17 protein-coding genes are annotated in these 16,765 nt (G+C 37.8%); 14 read left to right on the forward strand and 3 right to left on the reverse strand.

What is annotated here, in order from left to right; all coding sequences use genetic code 11:
- From fabL to C8K15_RS18055, 9 genes are all read left to right on the forward strand, one after another.
- Positions 1 to 747 carry an enoyl-[acyl-carrier-protein] reductase FabL gene (gene fabL, locus C8K15_RS18015; RefSeq protein ID WP_108587810.1) on the forward strand — a complete coding sequence of 249 codons (747 nt, stop codon included), beginning with the start codon at positions 1 to 3 and terminating at the stop codon, positions 745 to 747.
- A gap of 64 nt (positions 748 to 811) precedes the next feature.
- Positions 812 to 1,090 carry a gamma-type small acid-soluble spore protein gene (locus C8K15_RS18020; protein ID WP_108587811.1) on the forward strand — a complete coding sequence of 93 codons (279 nt, stop codon included), beginning with the start codon at positions 812 to 814 and terminating at the stop codon, positions 1,088 to 1,090.
- Positions 1,091 to 1,228: 138 nt separating this feature from the next.
- Complete coding sequence (gene ntdP / locus C8K15_RS18025; protein WP_108587812.1) at positions 1,229 to 1,774, forward strand: nucleoside tri-diphosphate phosphatase; 546 nt, start codon at positions 1,229 to 1,231, stop codon at positions 1,772 to 1,774.
- Between the two features lie 53 nt (positions 1,775 to 1,827).
- Positions 1,828 to 3,579, forward strand: a complete 1,752-nt coding sequence (locus C8K15_RS18030) for an ABC transporter ATP-binding protein (protein WP_108587813.1) — start codon at positions 1,828 to 1,830, stop codon at positions 3,577 to 3,579.
- Between the two features lie 151 nt (positions 3,580 to 3,730).
- Entirely contained in the window at positions 3,731 to 4,750 is a 1,020-nt protein-coding gene (locus tag C8K15_RS18035; RefSeq protein WP_108587814.1) for an ABC transporter ATP-binding protein, read from the forward strand.
- The gene (locus tag C8K15_RS18040) at positions 4,725 to 5,708 is read left to right on the forward strand and encodes an ABC transporter ATP-binding protein (RefSeq protein ID WP_108587815.1); all 984 of its coding nucleotides are present in this window, start codon (positions 4,725 to 4,727) and stop codon (positions 5,706 to 5,708) included. Before C8K15_RS18035 ends, C8K15_RS18040 begins: the two co-directional genes overlap by 26 nt.
- Positions 5,709 to 5,734: 26 nt before the next feature.
- Positions 5,735 to 7,351, forward strand: coding sequence for an ABC transporter substrate-binding protein (locus tag C8K15_RS18045; protein WP_108587816.1), 1,617 nt, complete (start codon positions 5,735 to 5,737; stop codon positions 7,349 to 7,351).
- 286 nt (positions 7,352 to 7,637) lie between these two features.
- Positions 7,638 to 8,642 (forward strand): ABC transporter permease, encoded by a 1,005-nt coding sequence (locus C8K15_RS18050; protein WP_108587817.1) that lies wholly within the window; start codon positions 7,638 to 7,640, stop codon positions 8,640 to 8,642.
- Positions 8,643 to 8,659: 17 nt separating this feature from the next.
- The gene (locus C8K15_RS18055) at positions 8,660 to 9,553 is read left to right on the forward strand and encodes an ABC transporter permease (protein WP_108587818.1); all 894 of its coding nucleotides are present in this window, start codon (positions 8,660 to 8,662) and stop codon (positions 9,551 to 9,553) included.
- Positions 9,554 to 9,805: 252 nt separating this feature from the next.
- Here the strand turns inward: C8K15_RS18055 and C8K15_RS18060 are convergent, their stop codons facing one another.
- Together C8K15_RS18060 and C8K15_RS18065 are read right to left on the reverse strand one after the other, a co-directional pair.
- Positions 9,806 to 10,885: an FUSC family protein gene (locus C8K15_RS18060; RefSeq protein ID WP_108587819.1), complete on the reverse strand. Its 1,080-nt coding sequence runs from the start codon at positions 10,883 to 10,885 to the stop codon at positions 9,806 to 9,808.
- A gap of 74 nt (positions 10,886 to 10,959) precedes the next feature.
- Complete coding sequence (locus C8K15_RS18065) at positions 10,960 to 12,249, reverse strand: glutamate-1-semialdehyde 2,1-aminomutase (protein WP_108587820.1); 1,290 nt, start codon at positions 12,247 to 12,249, stop codon at positions 10,960 to 10,962.
- Positions 12,250 to 12,377: 128 nt separating this feature from the next.
- Between C8K15_RS18065 and bcp the strand changes: the two genes are divergently transcribed.
- The 4 genes from bcp to perR all read left to right on the forward strand — a co-directional run bounded on the left by bcp (position 12,378) and on the right by perR (position 14,901).
- Positions 12,378 to 12,857: a thioredoxin-dependent thiol peroxidase gene (gene bcp / locus C8K15_RS18070; protein WP_108587821.1), complete on the forward strand. Its 480-nt coding sequence runs from the start codon at positions 12,378 to 12,380 to the stop codon at positions 12,855 to 12,857.
- Positions 12,854 to 13,801, forward strand: a complete 948-nt coding sequence (locus C8K15_RS18075; protein WP_108587822.1) for a D-2-hydroxyacid dehydrogenase — start codon at positions 12,854 to 12,856, stop codon at positions 13,799 to 13,801. Before bcp ends, C8K15_RS18075 begins: the two co-directional genes overlap by 4 nt.
- A 1-nt stretch (position 13,802) precedes the next feature.
- A complete protein-coding gene (locus C8K15_RS18080; RefSeq protein ID WP_108587823.1) occupies positions 13,803 to 14,354 on the forward strand; it encodes a cob(I)yrinic acid a,c-diamide adenosyltransferase in 552 nt (183 codons plus the stop codon).
- Between the two features lie 103 nt (positions 14,355 to 14,457).
- Positions 14,458 to 14,901, forward strand: coding sequence for a peroxide-responsive transcriptional repressor PerR (gene perR / locus C8K15_RS18085; protein ID WP_199224138.1), 444 nt, complete (start codon positions 14,458 to 14,460; stop codon positions 14,899 to 14,901).
- Between the two features lie 82 nt (positions 14,902 to 14,983).
- On the opposite strand, the gene C8K15_RS18090 is transcribed toward perR, so the two are convergent.
- Positions 14,984 to 15,331, reverse strand: a complete 348-nt coding sequence (locus C8K15_RS18090; protein WP_108587825.1) for a YgzB family protein — start codon at positions 15,329 to 15,331, stop codon at positions 14,984 to 14,986.
- A 127-nt stretch (positions 15,332 to 15,458) separates the two neighbouring features.
- On the opposite strand from C8K15_RS18090, the gene C8K15_RS18095 reads away from it, so the two are divergent.
- Positions 15,459 to 16,349, forward strand: a complete 891-nt coding sequence (locus tag C8K15_RS18095) for a nucleotidyltransferase-like protein (protein WP_108587826.1) — start codon at positions 15,459 to 15,461, stop codon at positions 16,347 to 16,349.
- Positions 16,350 to 16,765: the final 416 nt, after the last annotated feature.

Genomic DNA, 16,765 nt, shown 5'->3' on the forward strand with positions numbered 1-16,765 from the left:
ATGACAGCAAACAAAGTGGCTCTTGTCACAGGTAGTAGTAGAGGATTAGGTAAAGCAATAGCGATTGAACTTGCGAAGAATGGATATGATATTGTTGTAAACTATGCACGTAGCAAAACGGCAGCACTTGAAACAGTAAAAGAAATAGAAGCACTTGGTCAAAAAGCGCTCCTTATTCGTGCGAACGTCGGGGACATTGAAAAATTAAGAGCAATGTTTGAAACGATTCGCGAGGAATTTGGCCGTTTAGATGTTTTTGTTAGTAATGCGGCATCGGGAGTACTTCGTCCAGTGATGGAACTTGAAGAATCTCATTGGGACTGGACGATGAACATTAATGCCAAAGCAATGTTATTTGGAGCGCAAGAAGCAGCAAAATTAATGGATCAAGGCGGAAAAATTGTGGGCATCAGTTCTTTAGGTTCAATTCGATATTTAGAAAACTACACGACGGTCGGTGTATCGAAAGCAGCGATTGAATCAATTACACGATATTTAGCTGTTGAACTTGCTGCCAAAGGTATTGCAGTCAATACTGTCTCAGGTGGAGCGCTTGATACAGATGCGTTAAAGCATTTTCCAAATCGTGAAGAATTATTAGATGACGCGAGAAAAAACACGCCAGCAGGTCGCATGGTTGAAATAGACGATATGGTGAAAACAGCGATGTTCTTAATTTCTGACGGCTCAGATATGATTCGTGGTCAAACAATTATTGTTGACGGTGGACGTTCAATCGTCATGTAAAAAAAATTTAAAGCATAAAATTTCACTTCCTGCACACATTAATGAGTATGGAGGTGAAATACACATGGCAAATAAAAATAACAGCAACCAACCAACTAACGCAGCTGGAGTAAGAAACCAAAATCAACAATCTGCACAAAAAGCTACACAAGGTTCTTATAATACTGAGTTTGGAGCAGAGTTTGCCCCTAAAACAAATGCTACACAACCACAGGGCGGTACCAACAACCGTACTGAGTTTGGAGCAGAATTTGCTTCTCAAACAAATCCAACTGAAGTTAAAAAACAAAATCAACAATCTGCACAAAAAGCATCAAACCGTAACAACAATTCAACAAAATAATGAGTATTTCACTTCCAATCAGCGAGGGCTTAATGCCTTCGCTGATTTTTTTGCTACAGTTTTTACATAGAGGTTGTTATAATGGGTACACAATACAATATATATATTTTGTGCTTTGACGAAAAGGTGGGCTTATCCATGACAATACCAGCAGAAGGAGAAACTATTCAGATCCACAGCTACAAACATAACGGCAAAATCCACCGCGTCTGGCAAGAAACAATGGTCCTCAAAGGGACAAGGAATATTGTTATCGGCGCGAATGAACGAACAGTCGTTACCGAGTCTGACGGTCGCACTTGGTTAACTCGGGAACCATCAATTTGTTATTTTCATGCTGAACATTGGTTCAATATCATTTGTATGTTGCGTGAAGATGGTGTGTACTATTACTGCAATATAAGTTCACCATTCATTTACGATAAACAATCTTTAAAATACATTGATTACGATTTGGACGTGAAAGTTTTTCCAGATATGACTTTTACGATTCTAGACGAAGATGAATTTGAAGATCATAAACAGCAAATGGATTATCCTGAAGCAATCGATTTAATTCTACATCGCAATGTGGAAAAACTTATTAGTTGGATTAAACAGCGTAAAGGACCATTTGCACCGGACTTTATTGAGGTATGGACGAATCGTTATCTATTTCACAAGCAACTTAAAATTAGTGAGTAATGGCGCCTGTTGAATTCCAACAGGTTTTTCATTTTGAAAAGGAAGGTAACCGTATGAGTAGCACCAAAAGATATATGAAGTTTGTTAAACCCTATACATGGCAAATTGTTTTTACAGTTGTCATTGGAATCGTGAAATTTGCCATTCCTTTATTTATTCCGTTACTAATAAAAATCGTCATCGACGATATCATAAACGTTGACACATTGACGGATGCTGAAAAAACACGCCAGTTATTTTATTGGTTAGGTGGAACGGCGCTCATCTTCTTCATTGTGAGACCACCTATTGAATATTACCGTCAATACTATGCTCAATTAGTCAGTAACAAAATATTGTATGATATCCGACAAGAGTTATATGGTCATCTGCAACGTCTAAGTTTACGCTTTTATTCTAATACACGAGTAGGCGAAGTTATTTCACGTGTTATAAATGATGTAGAGCAAACCAAGAACTTTGTGATGATCGGGTTAATGAATTTATGGCTAGACCTAGCGACTATTATCATTGCAGTAGCAATCATGCTGACAATGGATATCCCTTTAACACTCGTAACGCTGTTGGCATTTCCTTTCTATGCAGTTAGTGTGAAATACTTCTTTGGACGATTAAGAGATTTAACTCGAGAAAGATCACAAGCTCTTGCGGGTGTCCAAAGTTATTTACATGAGCGGGTTCAAGGTATGAGTATCATTAAAAGCTTCACATTGGAAAAACATGAACAACAAATTTTTGATAAAGCAAATGGTGAGTTTTTAGAAAAAGCAATTGATCATACAAAATGGAATGCCAAAGCCTTTGCAGTAGTGAACACGATAACGGATGTCGCACCGCTATTGGTTATTGCGTATGCGGGATACCAGGTCATAAATGGAAACTTATCTGTCGGTACGATGGTTGCATTTATTGCTTATATCGAAAGACTTTATAATCCGTTAAGACGATTAGTAAATTCTTCGACTACATTAACGCAAGCATATGCTTCGATGGATCGCGTGTTTGAATTAATGGATGAAAAGTATGATGTTAAAGACGAACCTCATGCAAAAGAAATACCAACTGTTAAAGGTAAGCTTCAATTCGACGGAGTTTCTTTTAGGTACGAAGAAGAAAATAATTTAGTCCTAAATAATATGAATTTCACGGTTGAGCCAGGACAAACTGCTGCATTTGTAGGGATGAGTGGTGGAGGGAAATCCACCATTATTAGTATGATTCCGCGTTTTTATGATGCAACGAGTGGCGCAGTGAAAATTGATGACATGGACATTAAAGATGTAAAAATCAAATCTTTACGTGAGAACATTGGAATAGTATTGCAAGATAACATACTTTTTAGTGACTCTGTCAAAGAAAACATTTTAATGGGGAGACCAGATGCTACGGAGAACGAAGTAATTGAAGCGGCAAAGGCTGCCAATGCACATGACTTTATTGTTTCTCTTCCAGAAGGTTACGACACCAAAGTTGGTGAGCGGGGAGTAAAGCTTTCAGGTGGTCAAAAACAGCGAGTAGCCATTGCTAGAGTATTCTTGAAAAATCCTCCAATTTTAGTTCTAGATGAAGCAACGTCCGCTCTTGATTTAGAGAGTGAGTCATTGATACAAGACTCTTTAGAACGATTGGCGCATAACAGAACCACGATTATTGTGGCGCATCGTTTATCGACTATTACACATGCCAATCAAATTTTCGTTATCGATCATGGAGAACTAAAAGAGCAAGGAACACACAATGAATTGATGGAATTGAAGGGTATATATTACAATTTATTCCAGGTTCAACAATTAGATATGGATTAATATGGGTTCTCCTTAAATGGAGAGCCTTTTTTTATTGAGAAAATAAGTAGTACTTATAAAAAAAATATTGCAATTATATTTAATCTTTGTATAATAAGGAACATATCGAATGTTCTGAAAAAATATTTAGTTTTGTAAAAGGAGGGACATCATGAGTGCACGTAAAGCGATACTTCAAGTAAAAGGTCTGCAAACTTCCTTCTTTACAGATGACGGTGTAATTCCCGCAGTAGACAATATTGATTTTTCTGTTCACGAAGGAGAAGTGCTCGGTATCGTAGGTGAATCTGGTTGTGGAAAAAGTGTTACATCCTTATCCATAATGGGACTAGTACCAAGCCCTCCAGGGAAAATTACAGGTGGAGAAATTCTATTTGGAGATAAAGATTTAACGAAGTTAAGTGATAAAGAGATGCGTAAAGTAAGAGGAAATGATGTGGCGATGATTTTCCAAGAGCCGATGACTTCCTTAAATCCATTATTCACAATTGGCAATCAACTAATGGAAGCTATTCTTATTCATAAAAAAGATTGGTCGAAAAAAAAAGCGAGAGAACGTGCAATTGAAATGCTGAAATTAGTAGGTCTTCCGCGCAGTGAAGAATTGATGAAAGATTATCCTCATCAACTCTCTGGTGGGATGAGACAACGTGTCATGATTGCGATGGCTTTGGTATGTGATCCGAAAGTTTTAATTGCGGACGAACCTACTACAGCACTTGATGTAACGATTCAAGCACAAATTTTAGCACTAATGAAAGACTTAAATGAGCGTTTAAATACGGCCGTGCTTTTAATCACACATGATCTTGGTGTGGTTGCTGAAACATGTGAACGAGTGGTCGTGATGTATGCTGGCCAAATCGTTGAAGAAGGTCCGGTACCAATTATTTTTAAAGATCCTCAACATCCGTATACAAAAGGATTATTACAATCTGTTCCAGACATGCGATTTAAAAAGCAAAGACTATATTCGATTCCTGGAAACGTTCCAAAACCAGGTTCCATTAGCAAGGGATGTCGATTTGCAGCACGTTGTGAATTCGCATTTGATAAGTGTTTAACGGAGAATCCAGACTTGTATCAAACTTCGTCTGTGCATAAGACAAGATGCTTCTTGTACCAAAATCAGGAGGTATTGGCTCATGACAGAACCCTTATTGAAAGTTGAAGGACTAAAAAAATATTTTCCTATTCGTAAAGGCTTACTTAGTAGAGTATCAGGGCATGTGAAGGCTGTTGATGATGTTTCCTTTTATGTCAATAAAGGCGAAACACTAGGAATTGTAGGCGAATCCGGATGTGGAAAATCTACTACGGGTCGCATGCTTATGAGATTGCTAGAGCCGTCTGAAGGTAAAGTGTTTTTTGATGGAAAAGAATTGACCAGCATTTCAAGTGACGACATGCGAAAAGCCCGTCGTGAAATTCAAATGGTTTTTCAAGATCCATATGCATCTCTAAATCCAAGACATACAATTGAAAAGATTTTAGAAGAGCCTTTAATTGTTCACGGTATTGGTAATCCAAAAGAACGGAAAAAGAAAGTCCGTGATTTTCTGGAAATTGTTGGGCTTAGTAGTTATCATGCAAAACGTTATCCTCACCAATTTAGTGGGGGTCAACGTCAACGTATTGGAATTGCAAGGGCTTTAATGACTAACCCAAAACTCATCATTGCTGACGAACCTGTATCTGCACTTGATGTATCGATACAAGCACAAGTTTTGAACTTAATGCAAGATTTGCAAAAAGAATTAAACCTGACTTACATATTTATTGCGCATGACTTAGGTGTTGTGCGTCATATAAGTGATCGTGTAGGGGTTATGTATCTTGGCAAAATGGTCGAGGTTGCAGTAAGTGAGAAGCTTTATGATAAGCCTCTACACCCATATACACAGGCTTTATTGTCTGCTGTACCGGTTCCAGATCCGAATTTTGTACGGGATCAGATCCTTATTAAAGGAGATATTCCAAGTCCATCAAATCCGCCATCTGGATGTACATTCCACACGCGCTGTCCGTTTAAAATGGATGTGTGTACAAAAATCGTACCAAAGTTAGTAGAAGTTGAACCAGGTCATTCTGTTGCCTGCCACCTATATGGTGAACAAGCGCAACAATGATAAATAGAAAATTTGGAGGGGTCAATTTGAATAAAAAGAAACTGTGGTCACTTGCTTTGTTACTAATGCTAGTCCTCTCAACGATTTTAGCAGCATGTTCATCTGATTCATCAGATGGCGGTAAAGGGGAAGACAAAGGCGGAGATAGTGCAGAGCCTAAAATCTTAGTATTTGGACGTGGTGGAGATTCTGTATCTCTAGACCCTGCAAGAGCAACTGATGGGGAATCATTTAAAGTAACACAAAACGTTTTTGAAACATTATTAAACTTTGGTGACAAAGATACAACAATTAACGAAGGTCTTGCAACTAAATGGGAGCCTTCTGAAGATGGACTTACTTATACATTTACACTTCGTGAAGGTGTGAAATTCCACGATGGCACTGACTTTAACGCAGAAGCAGTAGTGAAAAACTTCGAGCGTTGGGCAAATGGAACTGAAGATCAATTCCCTTACTACGCTTCAATGTTTGGTGGCTTTAAAGGTGACGAGGGTCATGTAATCGATTCTGTAACTGCAGATGGAGACTATACAGTCGTGTTCAAATTGAAACGTCCACAATCTCCTTTCTTGAAAAACATTGCAATGAGTCCGTTCGCAATTGCAAGCCCTACAGCATTTGAGAAGTTTGGCGATAAATTTGGAGATAATCCAGTAGGTACAGGTCCATTTACATTTGTTGAATGGAAGAAAAATGATTCAATAACTATTGATAAAAACGCTGATTATTGGGATAAAGAATTACCAAAATTAGATAAAGTCATTTTCCGTGCAATTCCTGATAACTCAGCTCGTTTGAATGCTTTATCTACAAATGAAATTGACTTAGCTGACGGAATTAACCCATCTGATACAAAAACAGTAACAGATAATGCTAAATTACAATTATTTGAACGTCCATCAATGAATGTAGGGTACTTAGGTTTAACTAATACTCGACCTCCATTTGATAATGTGAAAGTTCGCCAAGCAGTAAATCATGCTATCGATAAACAAGCTATCATTGATGCTTTCTTTAATGGTGGAGCAGAAATTGCAAAAAACCCAATGCCATCATCAATCAGTGGTTACAATGATGATATTGCAGGATATGACTTTAATCCTGAAAAAGCAAAAGCGTTACTAAAAGAAGCAGGATTTGAAGATGGATTTGAAATGGAACTATGGGCAATGCCAGTTCCAAGACCATATATGCCTGATGGCACTAAAGTAGCAGAAGTTATTCAAAAAAACCTTGCTGACATTGGTATTAAAGCAAAAATCGTTTCTTATGAATGGGCAACATATTTAGAGAAAACTAAAAATGGTGAAGCAGATGCATTCATGTTAGGTTGGACTGGCGATAATGGTGATGCAGATAACTTCCTTTACACTTTGCTTGATAAAGACAATATCGGAAGCAATAACTACTCATTCTATAGCAATGACAAAGTACACGACATCTTAATTGCTGCACAATCAGAAGTTGATGAAGACAAGCGAAATGAACTTTACGCTCAAGCGCAAGAAATCATTTTCGAAGACGCACCTTGGGTACCGCTTGCACACTCTACACCACTTCTTGCGGGTAACGCAGATTTGGTAAACTTCACCCCACATCCAACGGGTTCTGATAGATTAAATGAAGTAGACTTCAAGTAAAAGATAGATTGATGGGGAGAAGTCTTCGTGATTTCTTCCCATTTATAATGAACAAAAGCAATGACGTAACTCTTAATTTATTGTCTAGCATTGTGGGTGTCTTCTTATGATGTCCCGCTCTGCTATTCATAGTGTCTAGCTTTGCGGGGCAGGCCGCACCTAAGCTTCAGATTTTGAAGCGGAAACAAGTTTCCGTTTCAAATCTTCCAGCGCCGGTGTCGCCCTAACTTACCCCGCTCCGCTTTTCATAGTAATACATACTGCATTAGATGGAGAGGTGAAGACAATGCTTCACTATATCGGACGAAGACTCTTACAATTAATCCCCGTATTATTAGGCATGACGTTTGTTGTTTTCATGATTATTCGGGCAATACCGGGTGATCCAGCACAAGTAATTTTGGGGCAACAAGCATCAGAATCAGCAATTCTTGCACTTCGCACTAAACTTGGATTAGACAATCCATGGTATATTCAGTACTTTGATTACTTAATGGGCCTTTTAAAAGGCGATCTTGGGGAATCGTTGCGTACGATGAATCCCGTTTCAAATGAAATTTGGACATACTTAGCAGCTACTTTTGAATTATCGTTATTTGCAATATTAATAGCAATTATTGTCGGAGTGAATGCAGGTATTATTTCCGCTTGGTTCCAGAATTCATGGTTTGACTATACGGCTATGATATTAGCATTAGTGGGTGTATCAATGCCGATTTTCTGGTTAGGGTTAATGCTTCAATATATTTTCGGTATTGAACTAGGAATCTTGCCAACTACCGGACGGGAAGAAGTGCGAAATCCGGTTGAATCAATGACCAACATTTACGTACTCGACACCATTATGCAAGGTAGGTTTGATCAGTTAGGTACGGTTTTTAAACACTTAGTGTTACCTGGTCTTGCACTTGCAACTATTCCGATGGCTATTATCGCACGTATGACACGTTCAAGCATGCTTGAAGTTATGCGTTCTGATTACGTTCGGACCGCTCGTGCGAAAGGTCAAAAAATGTTCTGGGTTGTGTACAAGCATGCATTGAAAAATGCGATTATTCCTGTGTTAACAATTATTGGTCTTCAAATGGGTTTGCTTCTTGGAGGCGCGATATTAACAGAAACTATCTTTGGATGGCCAGGTGTCGGTCGTTATATTTATGAAGCGATTAACTTCCGTGACTATCCTGTTATTCAATCCGGTATTCTAGTAGTAGCATTTATTTTCGTAATGATTAACTTAGTCATTGATGTGCTATACAGCTTAATTGATCCACGAATTAAATATGATTAAGAAGGAGGAATCTCAACATGTCCAAATTGGAGCCTAAATCAACTAATGTAGCACCACAAACAGATAAAGTAGCAGGCCCTTGGTACGAAGCATGGCGAAGCTTTAAGAAAAGTAAAATTGCCGTTGTAGGAGCTGGGATTGTCCTATTCTTTATCATCGTGGCATTGATTGGACCTTGGATAGCACCTCAAGGTATCAATGATCAAGTATTAGCAAATCGTCTGCTAAAACCCTCAAGAGAATTTTGGCTTGGTACAGATGACTTTGGTAGAGATATTTTATCTCGTATTATTCACGGAGCACGAATTTCATTATGGGTTGGATTCTTTTCTGTTATCGGTTCTGTTGTAGTAGGTAGTATTTTAGGAATTGTTGCAGGGTATTACGGCAAATGGATAGACACTATCATTTCTCGTGTATTTGATATAATGCTCGCTTTCCCAAGTATTTTATTAGCTATCGCAGTTGTTTCGGTATTAGGACCATCTCTTCAAAATGCGTTAATTGCCATTGCGATTATTAATGTACCTAATTTTGGTCGTTTAATTCGTTCGAAGGTTTTGAGCATAAAAGAAGAAGAATATATTACATCAGCAAAAGCAATCGGTATGCAAGATATCCGAATCTTGTTTTCTCATATCTTACCCAACTCAATGGCTCCTGTAATTGTGCAAGGCACACTCGCTATTGCAACTGCAATTATTGAAGCTGCTGCGCTTGGGTTCCTTGGTCTTGGTGCAGAAGCACCATTACCTGAGTGGGGAAAAATGTTAGCAGATGCCCGTGTGAATTTCATCAATGCGCCCTGGACGATGATTTTCCCAGGTCTAGCCATTATGTTAACTGTATTAGGATTTAACTTAATGGGTGACGGCTTGCGAGATGCATTAGATCCACGAATGAAGAGTTAATAAGAAGTAAAAGAAGCTACCCATTCTCATATGGATAGCTTCTTTTTTTATAGATAAACAAATATACGGTCACTCACACTAGGTTTTCGACCATTTAACTTGGGTTTCCGCCCATCGCTTGGAGAAGGAAACCATTCCTCCGGAGAAAGACACGAGTTTGGAAAATATCCTCTGCAAGTCAGAAAATAAAATAATGCAAAATAATAAACCACAAAAAAGCAGCCATCCTATAAAAGAGATGACTGCTTTCATTCAAAATCCGTCTTCAAGTTCAACTTTTATTTCTTCACCGTGATAATTTTGATGAGAAACAATGAGCGTATCTAAATGCTCCAACTGTTCTTCATAATCCAGTACAGCGGACAATACATGTAGTAAATGATAAGAGGAGAATATTTCTTCTTCTTTCGAGAGTGCAATTTCTCTCGCGAAAATCTCCATTACTTCATGACGTTTAAGTAAAGCTTCATTTTCCGTCCATAAGGAATGCTCAGGCTTTAACTTCCCAGTATATTTCAAATGAAGTTGTTCATGGTACGTTAATAAAAAGTCTAGTCTCTCTTGAATCATTAAACGGAAATGATTAGGTAGATTTGCTAATTCATTTTCATAAATATGAAGTCGTTTTAAAACTTCCCAACTTTTATTCGCCACAGAAATCATTTGGCGGTAGACAACAAGTTTACGGGCTTTCGCACGTTTTTCGTTACGGAAGTAGCTACGTTCTTCTTTATAGAACAAATAAAACTGATCGATTTTTATTAATCGTTCACGTAGCTTTTCAAGTTCTTGTTTGGTTGCCATATGTTCAGAAGCTTGCCGCTTCGCTAATCTCGTCCATCGTATCAACTCATCAGTTGTCATATGAATCGAATGAAATAATTTCGTTTCATATTTCGGTGGCATAAATACTAAGTTAACGAAAAATGCAGCAAGCACGCCTACTACGATCGTAGTAAAACGAATAAGAGCAAATACAATAAAATCATCGCTCGGCCCTTCCATAATGGCAATGATCGTAACAAGAGCCAATGATATGGATTTTTCTAACTTTAATTTCAACATAATTGCGATGGTGATTACAGCAGCTAACCCAACTGCAACATAATGATGACCAAATATGAGAGCAAAAATAACGGCAATTCCAGCACCGATGAAATTTGATTGAATTTGTTCAATAATCGTTAAATATGAACGATAAATAGAAGGCTGAATAGCAAATATAGCGGCTATTCCCGCAAAAACAGGAGACGGTAAATTCAGTAAATCAGCCAAGAACAGCGCAAAAACGATTGCGACACCCGTTTTAACGATTCGTGCTCCAAGTTTCATAAATGTTGTATTTCCTTTCTCATAACCAAGCTTCTTGCTACCTTACAGTAGGACTGCTTAGGGGTCAACCTAAATTATATAAGTTGTGAAAATGCATAGTCCACGGCAACAAGTGATTGCATGACATCTTCTTCTGTGTGAGCAGTTGTTAAGAACCAAGCTTCATACTTAGATGGAGCTAAATTGATGCCTTGTTCTAACATGAGTTTAAAGAAGCGTCCAAAAATTTCTCCATCAGATGCTTCGGCTTGATCGTAATTTTCAACTATTACATCAGTAAAGTAAATCGTTAAAGCACCCATTAGACGATTTATTGTAATCGTGACATTATGTTTACTAGCGGCGTTTAATATACCTTCTTCTAAAATAGCACCTAAACGATCCATCTCTTCATAAATACCCGGTTGTTTTAACACTTCTAAACACGCAATTCCAGATAATATAGACGCTGGATTTCCTGCCATAGTTCCCGCTTGATATGCAGGTCCAAGTGGAGCAACTTGTTCCATTATCTCTTTACGTCCACCATATGCACCGATTGGTAATCCGCCACCAATGATTTTTCCTAGCGCTGTTAAATCAGGAGTTAACCCAAGCATATCTTGAGCACCACCATAATGGAAACGGAATGCTGTAATCACTTCGTCGTAGACAATAAGTGCGCCTTTTTGTTTCGCAATATCATGAACAAGAGGCAAGAAGCCTTCTTTCGGCTCAACAATCCCGAAGTTTCCTACTATTGGTTCAACTAAAATACATGCAATTTCTTCTCCCCATTGATCCATTGCTTCTCGGAAAGCCTCTGGGTCGTTAAAGGGAATCGTAATTACTTCTTTGGCAATCGATTTTGGAACACCTGCTGAATCAGGAATACCAAGTGTTGCAGGACCAGATCCAGCAGCAACGAGTACTAAATCAGAGTGACCGTGATAACATCCTGAGAACTTCATAATTTTAGTGCGACCTGTGTAAGCGCGGGACACCCGAATCGTCGTCATGACAGCCTCAGTTCCTGAGTTCACAAAACGTACTTTATCCATACCTGGCATTGCTTCTTTTAACATTTTTGCAAACTTTACTTCGTGCGGGGTTGGTGTGCCATATAATAAGCCATTTTCAGCAGCTTTTGTAATTGCCTTTGTGATATGTGGATGTGCGTGACCTGTAATGATTGGACCATAAGCAGCGAGGAAATCAATGTACTTGTTACCATCTACATCCCAAAAGTATGCTCCTTGTGCTCTTTCCATGACAGTTGGTGAACCTCCACCTACAGCTTTGTATGAACGTGAAGGGCTGTTTACCCCACCAACAATATGTTTTAATGCTTCTTGATGTAAAGCTTCGGAATTTGTTCTCTTCATATAATATTCCTCCTTTCCTTTTCTACCATTCTTAATAATAGACAAAAAAGAAGTAGAACGCCAAGAAAATTGAAACTCTGACCAATATTCGGTACGATTAAACAAATAGTAAAGTGGGGGGATTATTCATGACAACACTCGAAGGTTTGCAAGCACCTGATTTCACTTTGAAAAACGAAAAAGGTGTGGATGTATCATTACATAATTTCGCAGGAAAACAATATGTATTGCTTTATTTTTATCCGAAAGATGCAACACCTGGTTGTACAACAGAGGCTTGTGACTTTAGAGATGCATATGAATCCTTCAGTGATTTGAATGCCGTTATTTTAGGCGTTAGCCCTGATGGAGAAAAAGCCCATACGAAATTTATTGAAAAACACGGATTGCCATTTTCATTATTAATAGATGAAGACCATGCAGTTTCTGAAGCTTATGGCGTTTGGTTACTTAAGAAAATGTATGGTAAAGAATTTATGGGTATTGAACGTTCCACATTTTTAATTGATCCGACTGGAACTGTGGTAAAAGAGTGGCGTAAAGTAAAAGTAAAAGGACATGTAGAAGAGGCACTTGGTTTATTGCGTGAGTTAGTGACTGCACAATGACAAATGTTTTATTTACTTTCACTGTTAAAGAAGACTTAATGGAACGACTTCGATTTGAATTTCCTCAAGTAGATTTCACTGTTTCTACAAGTAAAGATCGAAATGCACTAGAAAAAGCAGAAATCATTATGACCTATGGTGAAGATATAACTAAAGAAACACTCGAACAAGCAGTTGACTTGAAATGGCTAATGGTTGCTTCAGCAGGCTTAGAAAAAATGCCATTACGTCAAATTGGTGAACGAAACATCTTAATTACAAATGTAAAAGGCATTCATAAAATCCCCATGTCTGAGTCAGTCATGGCACATTTATTAGCAATTAAGCGGGCACTTCCATGGATTTATTCTCAACAGCGCGAGAATGAATGGAGTAAACGTTCTGGATCGAGCGAGCTCTTTGGCAGTACTGCTCTTATCATTGGTGCGGGTGCAATTGGGAGTGAAATCGGACGTTTATTGCAAGCGTTTGGTGTCAAAACAATTGGTTGTAATCGCTCGGGAAATCAAGCTCTACATATGGATGAAATGATTACCTTTGAACAATTAAACAACAAATTACCCTCAATGAATATCATCATTTCCGTATTACCAAGCACACAAGAAACACGTGGACTTCTTACATATAATCATTTCGTCTTGATGAAAGAAGATGCAATTTTCATGAATTTTGGGCGGGGGGATTTAATTAAAGAAGACCAATTAATAAAAGCGATGTCAGAACGTCAAATCTCATTCTGTGTATTGGATGTTTTTGAAAATGAACCCCTAGGTGAAGAACATCCTTTTTGGGAAATGGATGGGGTCATCGTTTCACCACATGTATCAAGTCATTCTTCTGAATACGTTCCACGAGCTATAGAAATTTTTATGCAGAACCTTCAAGAATGGATAAAAGAAGGAACAGATTTTCAAAATGTTATAGATGTAGAAAAGGGGTATTAACATGAAGATATATACAAAGACGGGCGACAAAGGAACAACTTCACTAATTTATGGTTCTCGTGTAGCTAAAAATGATGCACTTGTTGAAGCTTATGGGACGTGTGACGAAGCAAACTCGATGATTGGGCTTGCAATGAGTTATATTCAAAATGAATTTTTTGATGAAAAAGAAGAAGTTCTACAAGCTTTTCATAGAATACAAACTACACTTTTCCATGTCGGCGCAGAATTAGCTACACCGGCAGGCAAAGAAGTGAAATGGAAGTTAGAAGAAAGTGAAGTTATGAAGTTGGAATCGTGGATTGATGAATGGGATGCACTGTTACCTCAACTGACTAACTTTATTTTACCGAGTGGGCACCCAGCTGGGGCAGCTCTTCATGTTTCACGTACAATTGTTCGTCGTGCAGAACGTTCAACGGTGAGTATTGGTGAAGATGTATCTCCACTCGTTTTAGCCTATTTAAATCGATTATCTGATTTCTTATTTGTTGCTGCTCGCTTTATTAATTTACGTCTAGGACAAAAAGAAAAAGGTTTGCACGCTGAATAATACCTTGTTGTAGAGGGTTATTGTTGACTTTCGCCACACTTCTTCCTTATACTAATTGTAACGATTATAAAATAAGAATCTTTATGAAGTGAGGTGCATGGCGATGACCGAAATGCATTTACGTGACGCATTGGAGACTTTGAAATCTACTGGAGTTCGAATTACACCACAGCGTCATGCGATTTTAGAATTTCTCATCCAATCCATGATCCATCCAACAGCAGACGATATATATAAAGCACTTGAAGCTAAATTTCCAAATATGAGTGTAGCAACTGTCTATAATAATCTTCGAGTCTTTAGAGAATCTGGATTAGTTAAAGAATTAACATACGGTGATTCTTCGAGCCGTTTTGATTTTGTGACAAATGATCATTACCACATTATTTGTGATTCATGCGGGAAAATTGTTGATTTTCATTATCCAGGACTAGACGAAGTTGAACATTTAGCTTCTCATGTAACGGGTTTTCAAGTTAACTCGCATCGTATGGAAATTTACGGGACCTGCCCAACATGTATTTCACAAGCCACTAAAGTCCATTAATAATGTTAAAGAGCATAGACTTGCTCTTTTTTTTTGCGCAAAAAAATAGCCAACATTCAATAATGAATGTTAGCCTTAACACTTAAGAATTTTTCCGATTTAACTTTTCATCAAATTCTTGACCTTCTAAAGTTGGATCAAGTGTAAGTGGTTCTCTGCAATACATACACATATCAACACGACCTAATACTTTTGTATATTTACCACAATTTGGACAAACGACTTGAACGGCTTTAGTAGATAACATACCAATCCATGCATAGACACCTGTGCTTCCTAGAATTGCAAGTAGCCCTAAGAACATAAACAATGTCATAATGATTTCATGCTCTCGGAAGAAAATTCCGATATACATAATGACAAAACCGATGAAAATCAATGATAAAGCAAACGAACGAATTCGATTTATTTTATTTTTATAAGGTTTCATATTGTATTCCTCCTTAATCATGTTTACTATACCATAATTGGTAGTGTAAATCGTTTGAAGGAATCTAACAATCTTTGTCGAAAAAAGTACATATACCATTTTGATTATTTGTGAGGGGGAACTATCGTTGGAACAAATTCTACGTCCTATTTATCAGGAGAGAGCGAGCCAACCAAATACACTCGGTGTAATATTAATCGAGAAGAGAGAAAAAGTTAGCCAAGTAACCGATACATTCGATACCATATTATTAATATTAGCTAAGGATGCGGATCAACCTGTTTTCACAAAACATTATACGTTTAACGATAAAAAAGCAGCGATGCACATTGTCACAGAGAAACAATTACGAAAATGGTTACTTCTCGGAACAAATCGGAAAATCGTAGACTGGATCTTTTATGGACGTGTCATGTTTGATCGAAACGAGTTTGTTCATGAATTAAAAACAGAACTAAAAGATTTTCCATTTTACGGTCGTAAAATAAAAATGGGAATTGAGTTCGCAAAACTTATTCGTCGTTATTTAGAAGGAAAAGTGTTTTTTGAACAAAAAAACTATATGGATGCTTACAATCACATAGTTGATTCATTACATCACCTTGCGCGCTTAGCGGTCTTTGAAAATGGATTACATCCAGAAGTAACCGTCTGGTCGCAAGTCAAAGTTATGGAACCTGCGATTTATAAACTCTACGAAGAACTTCTTTCGAGTGATGAAGCCATTGATAAAAGATTGGAACTATTGTTTTTAGCGAGTGAATTCATGATTCATTCAAGAACGAAGGATGGTTCTCGTCATATTTTAGAAGTCATGAGCAAAAAAGAGCATTGGACGATACAAGAATTACATGAACAAGAAGAGCTTCGTAACTATTCCGTTGATTTAGAAGTATTTATCGAATTCCTTGTTGAAAAAGGATATATTCATATTGAGCGAGTGCAAACAAAGAGTAATAATATCTTTCATCGATATTATAAAGTTGAACCAATGGATCAAGAGGAACGCAGTGAATAAGACACTTTACAAAGTGTCTTATTTTTTTCTTGACTAAAAGATGATATGCTGTTTATAATAGTAAACGTCGCTAAGCAAGTGAGTTTGAAAAAAAGATTTAAAAATAGATTAAAAAAGTGCTTGACTCTCACACTTCACGATGCTAAATTAGATAAGTCGCCAAAACACGCGACACGAAATGAACCTTGAAAACTGAACAGCAAAACGTCAACTAATAAAGCGGAACGCACTTCGGTGCTGGAAGCTAAAACGTTTTCTTCCGCCGACACCTGTCGGTATCGAAAACAAACTTGAACTTAACCGTTCATTATAAACGTCAAATTTTTGACGCCAGCAACAAAGTCGAGCTAATCGACTCACCATTATGGAGAGTTTGATCCTGGCTCAGGACGAACGCTGGCGGCGTGCCTAATACA

It is taken from the genome of Paenisporosarcina sp. OV554 (assembly GCF_003058165.1).
Classification (GTDB): Bacteria; Bacillota; Bacilli; order Bacillales_A; family Planococcaceae; genus Paenisporosarcina.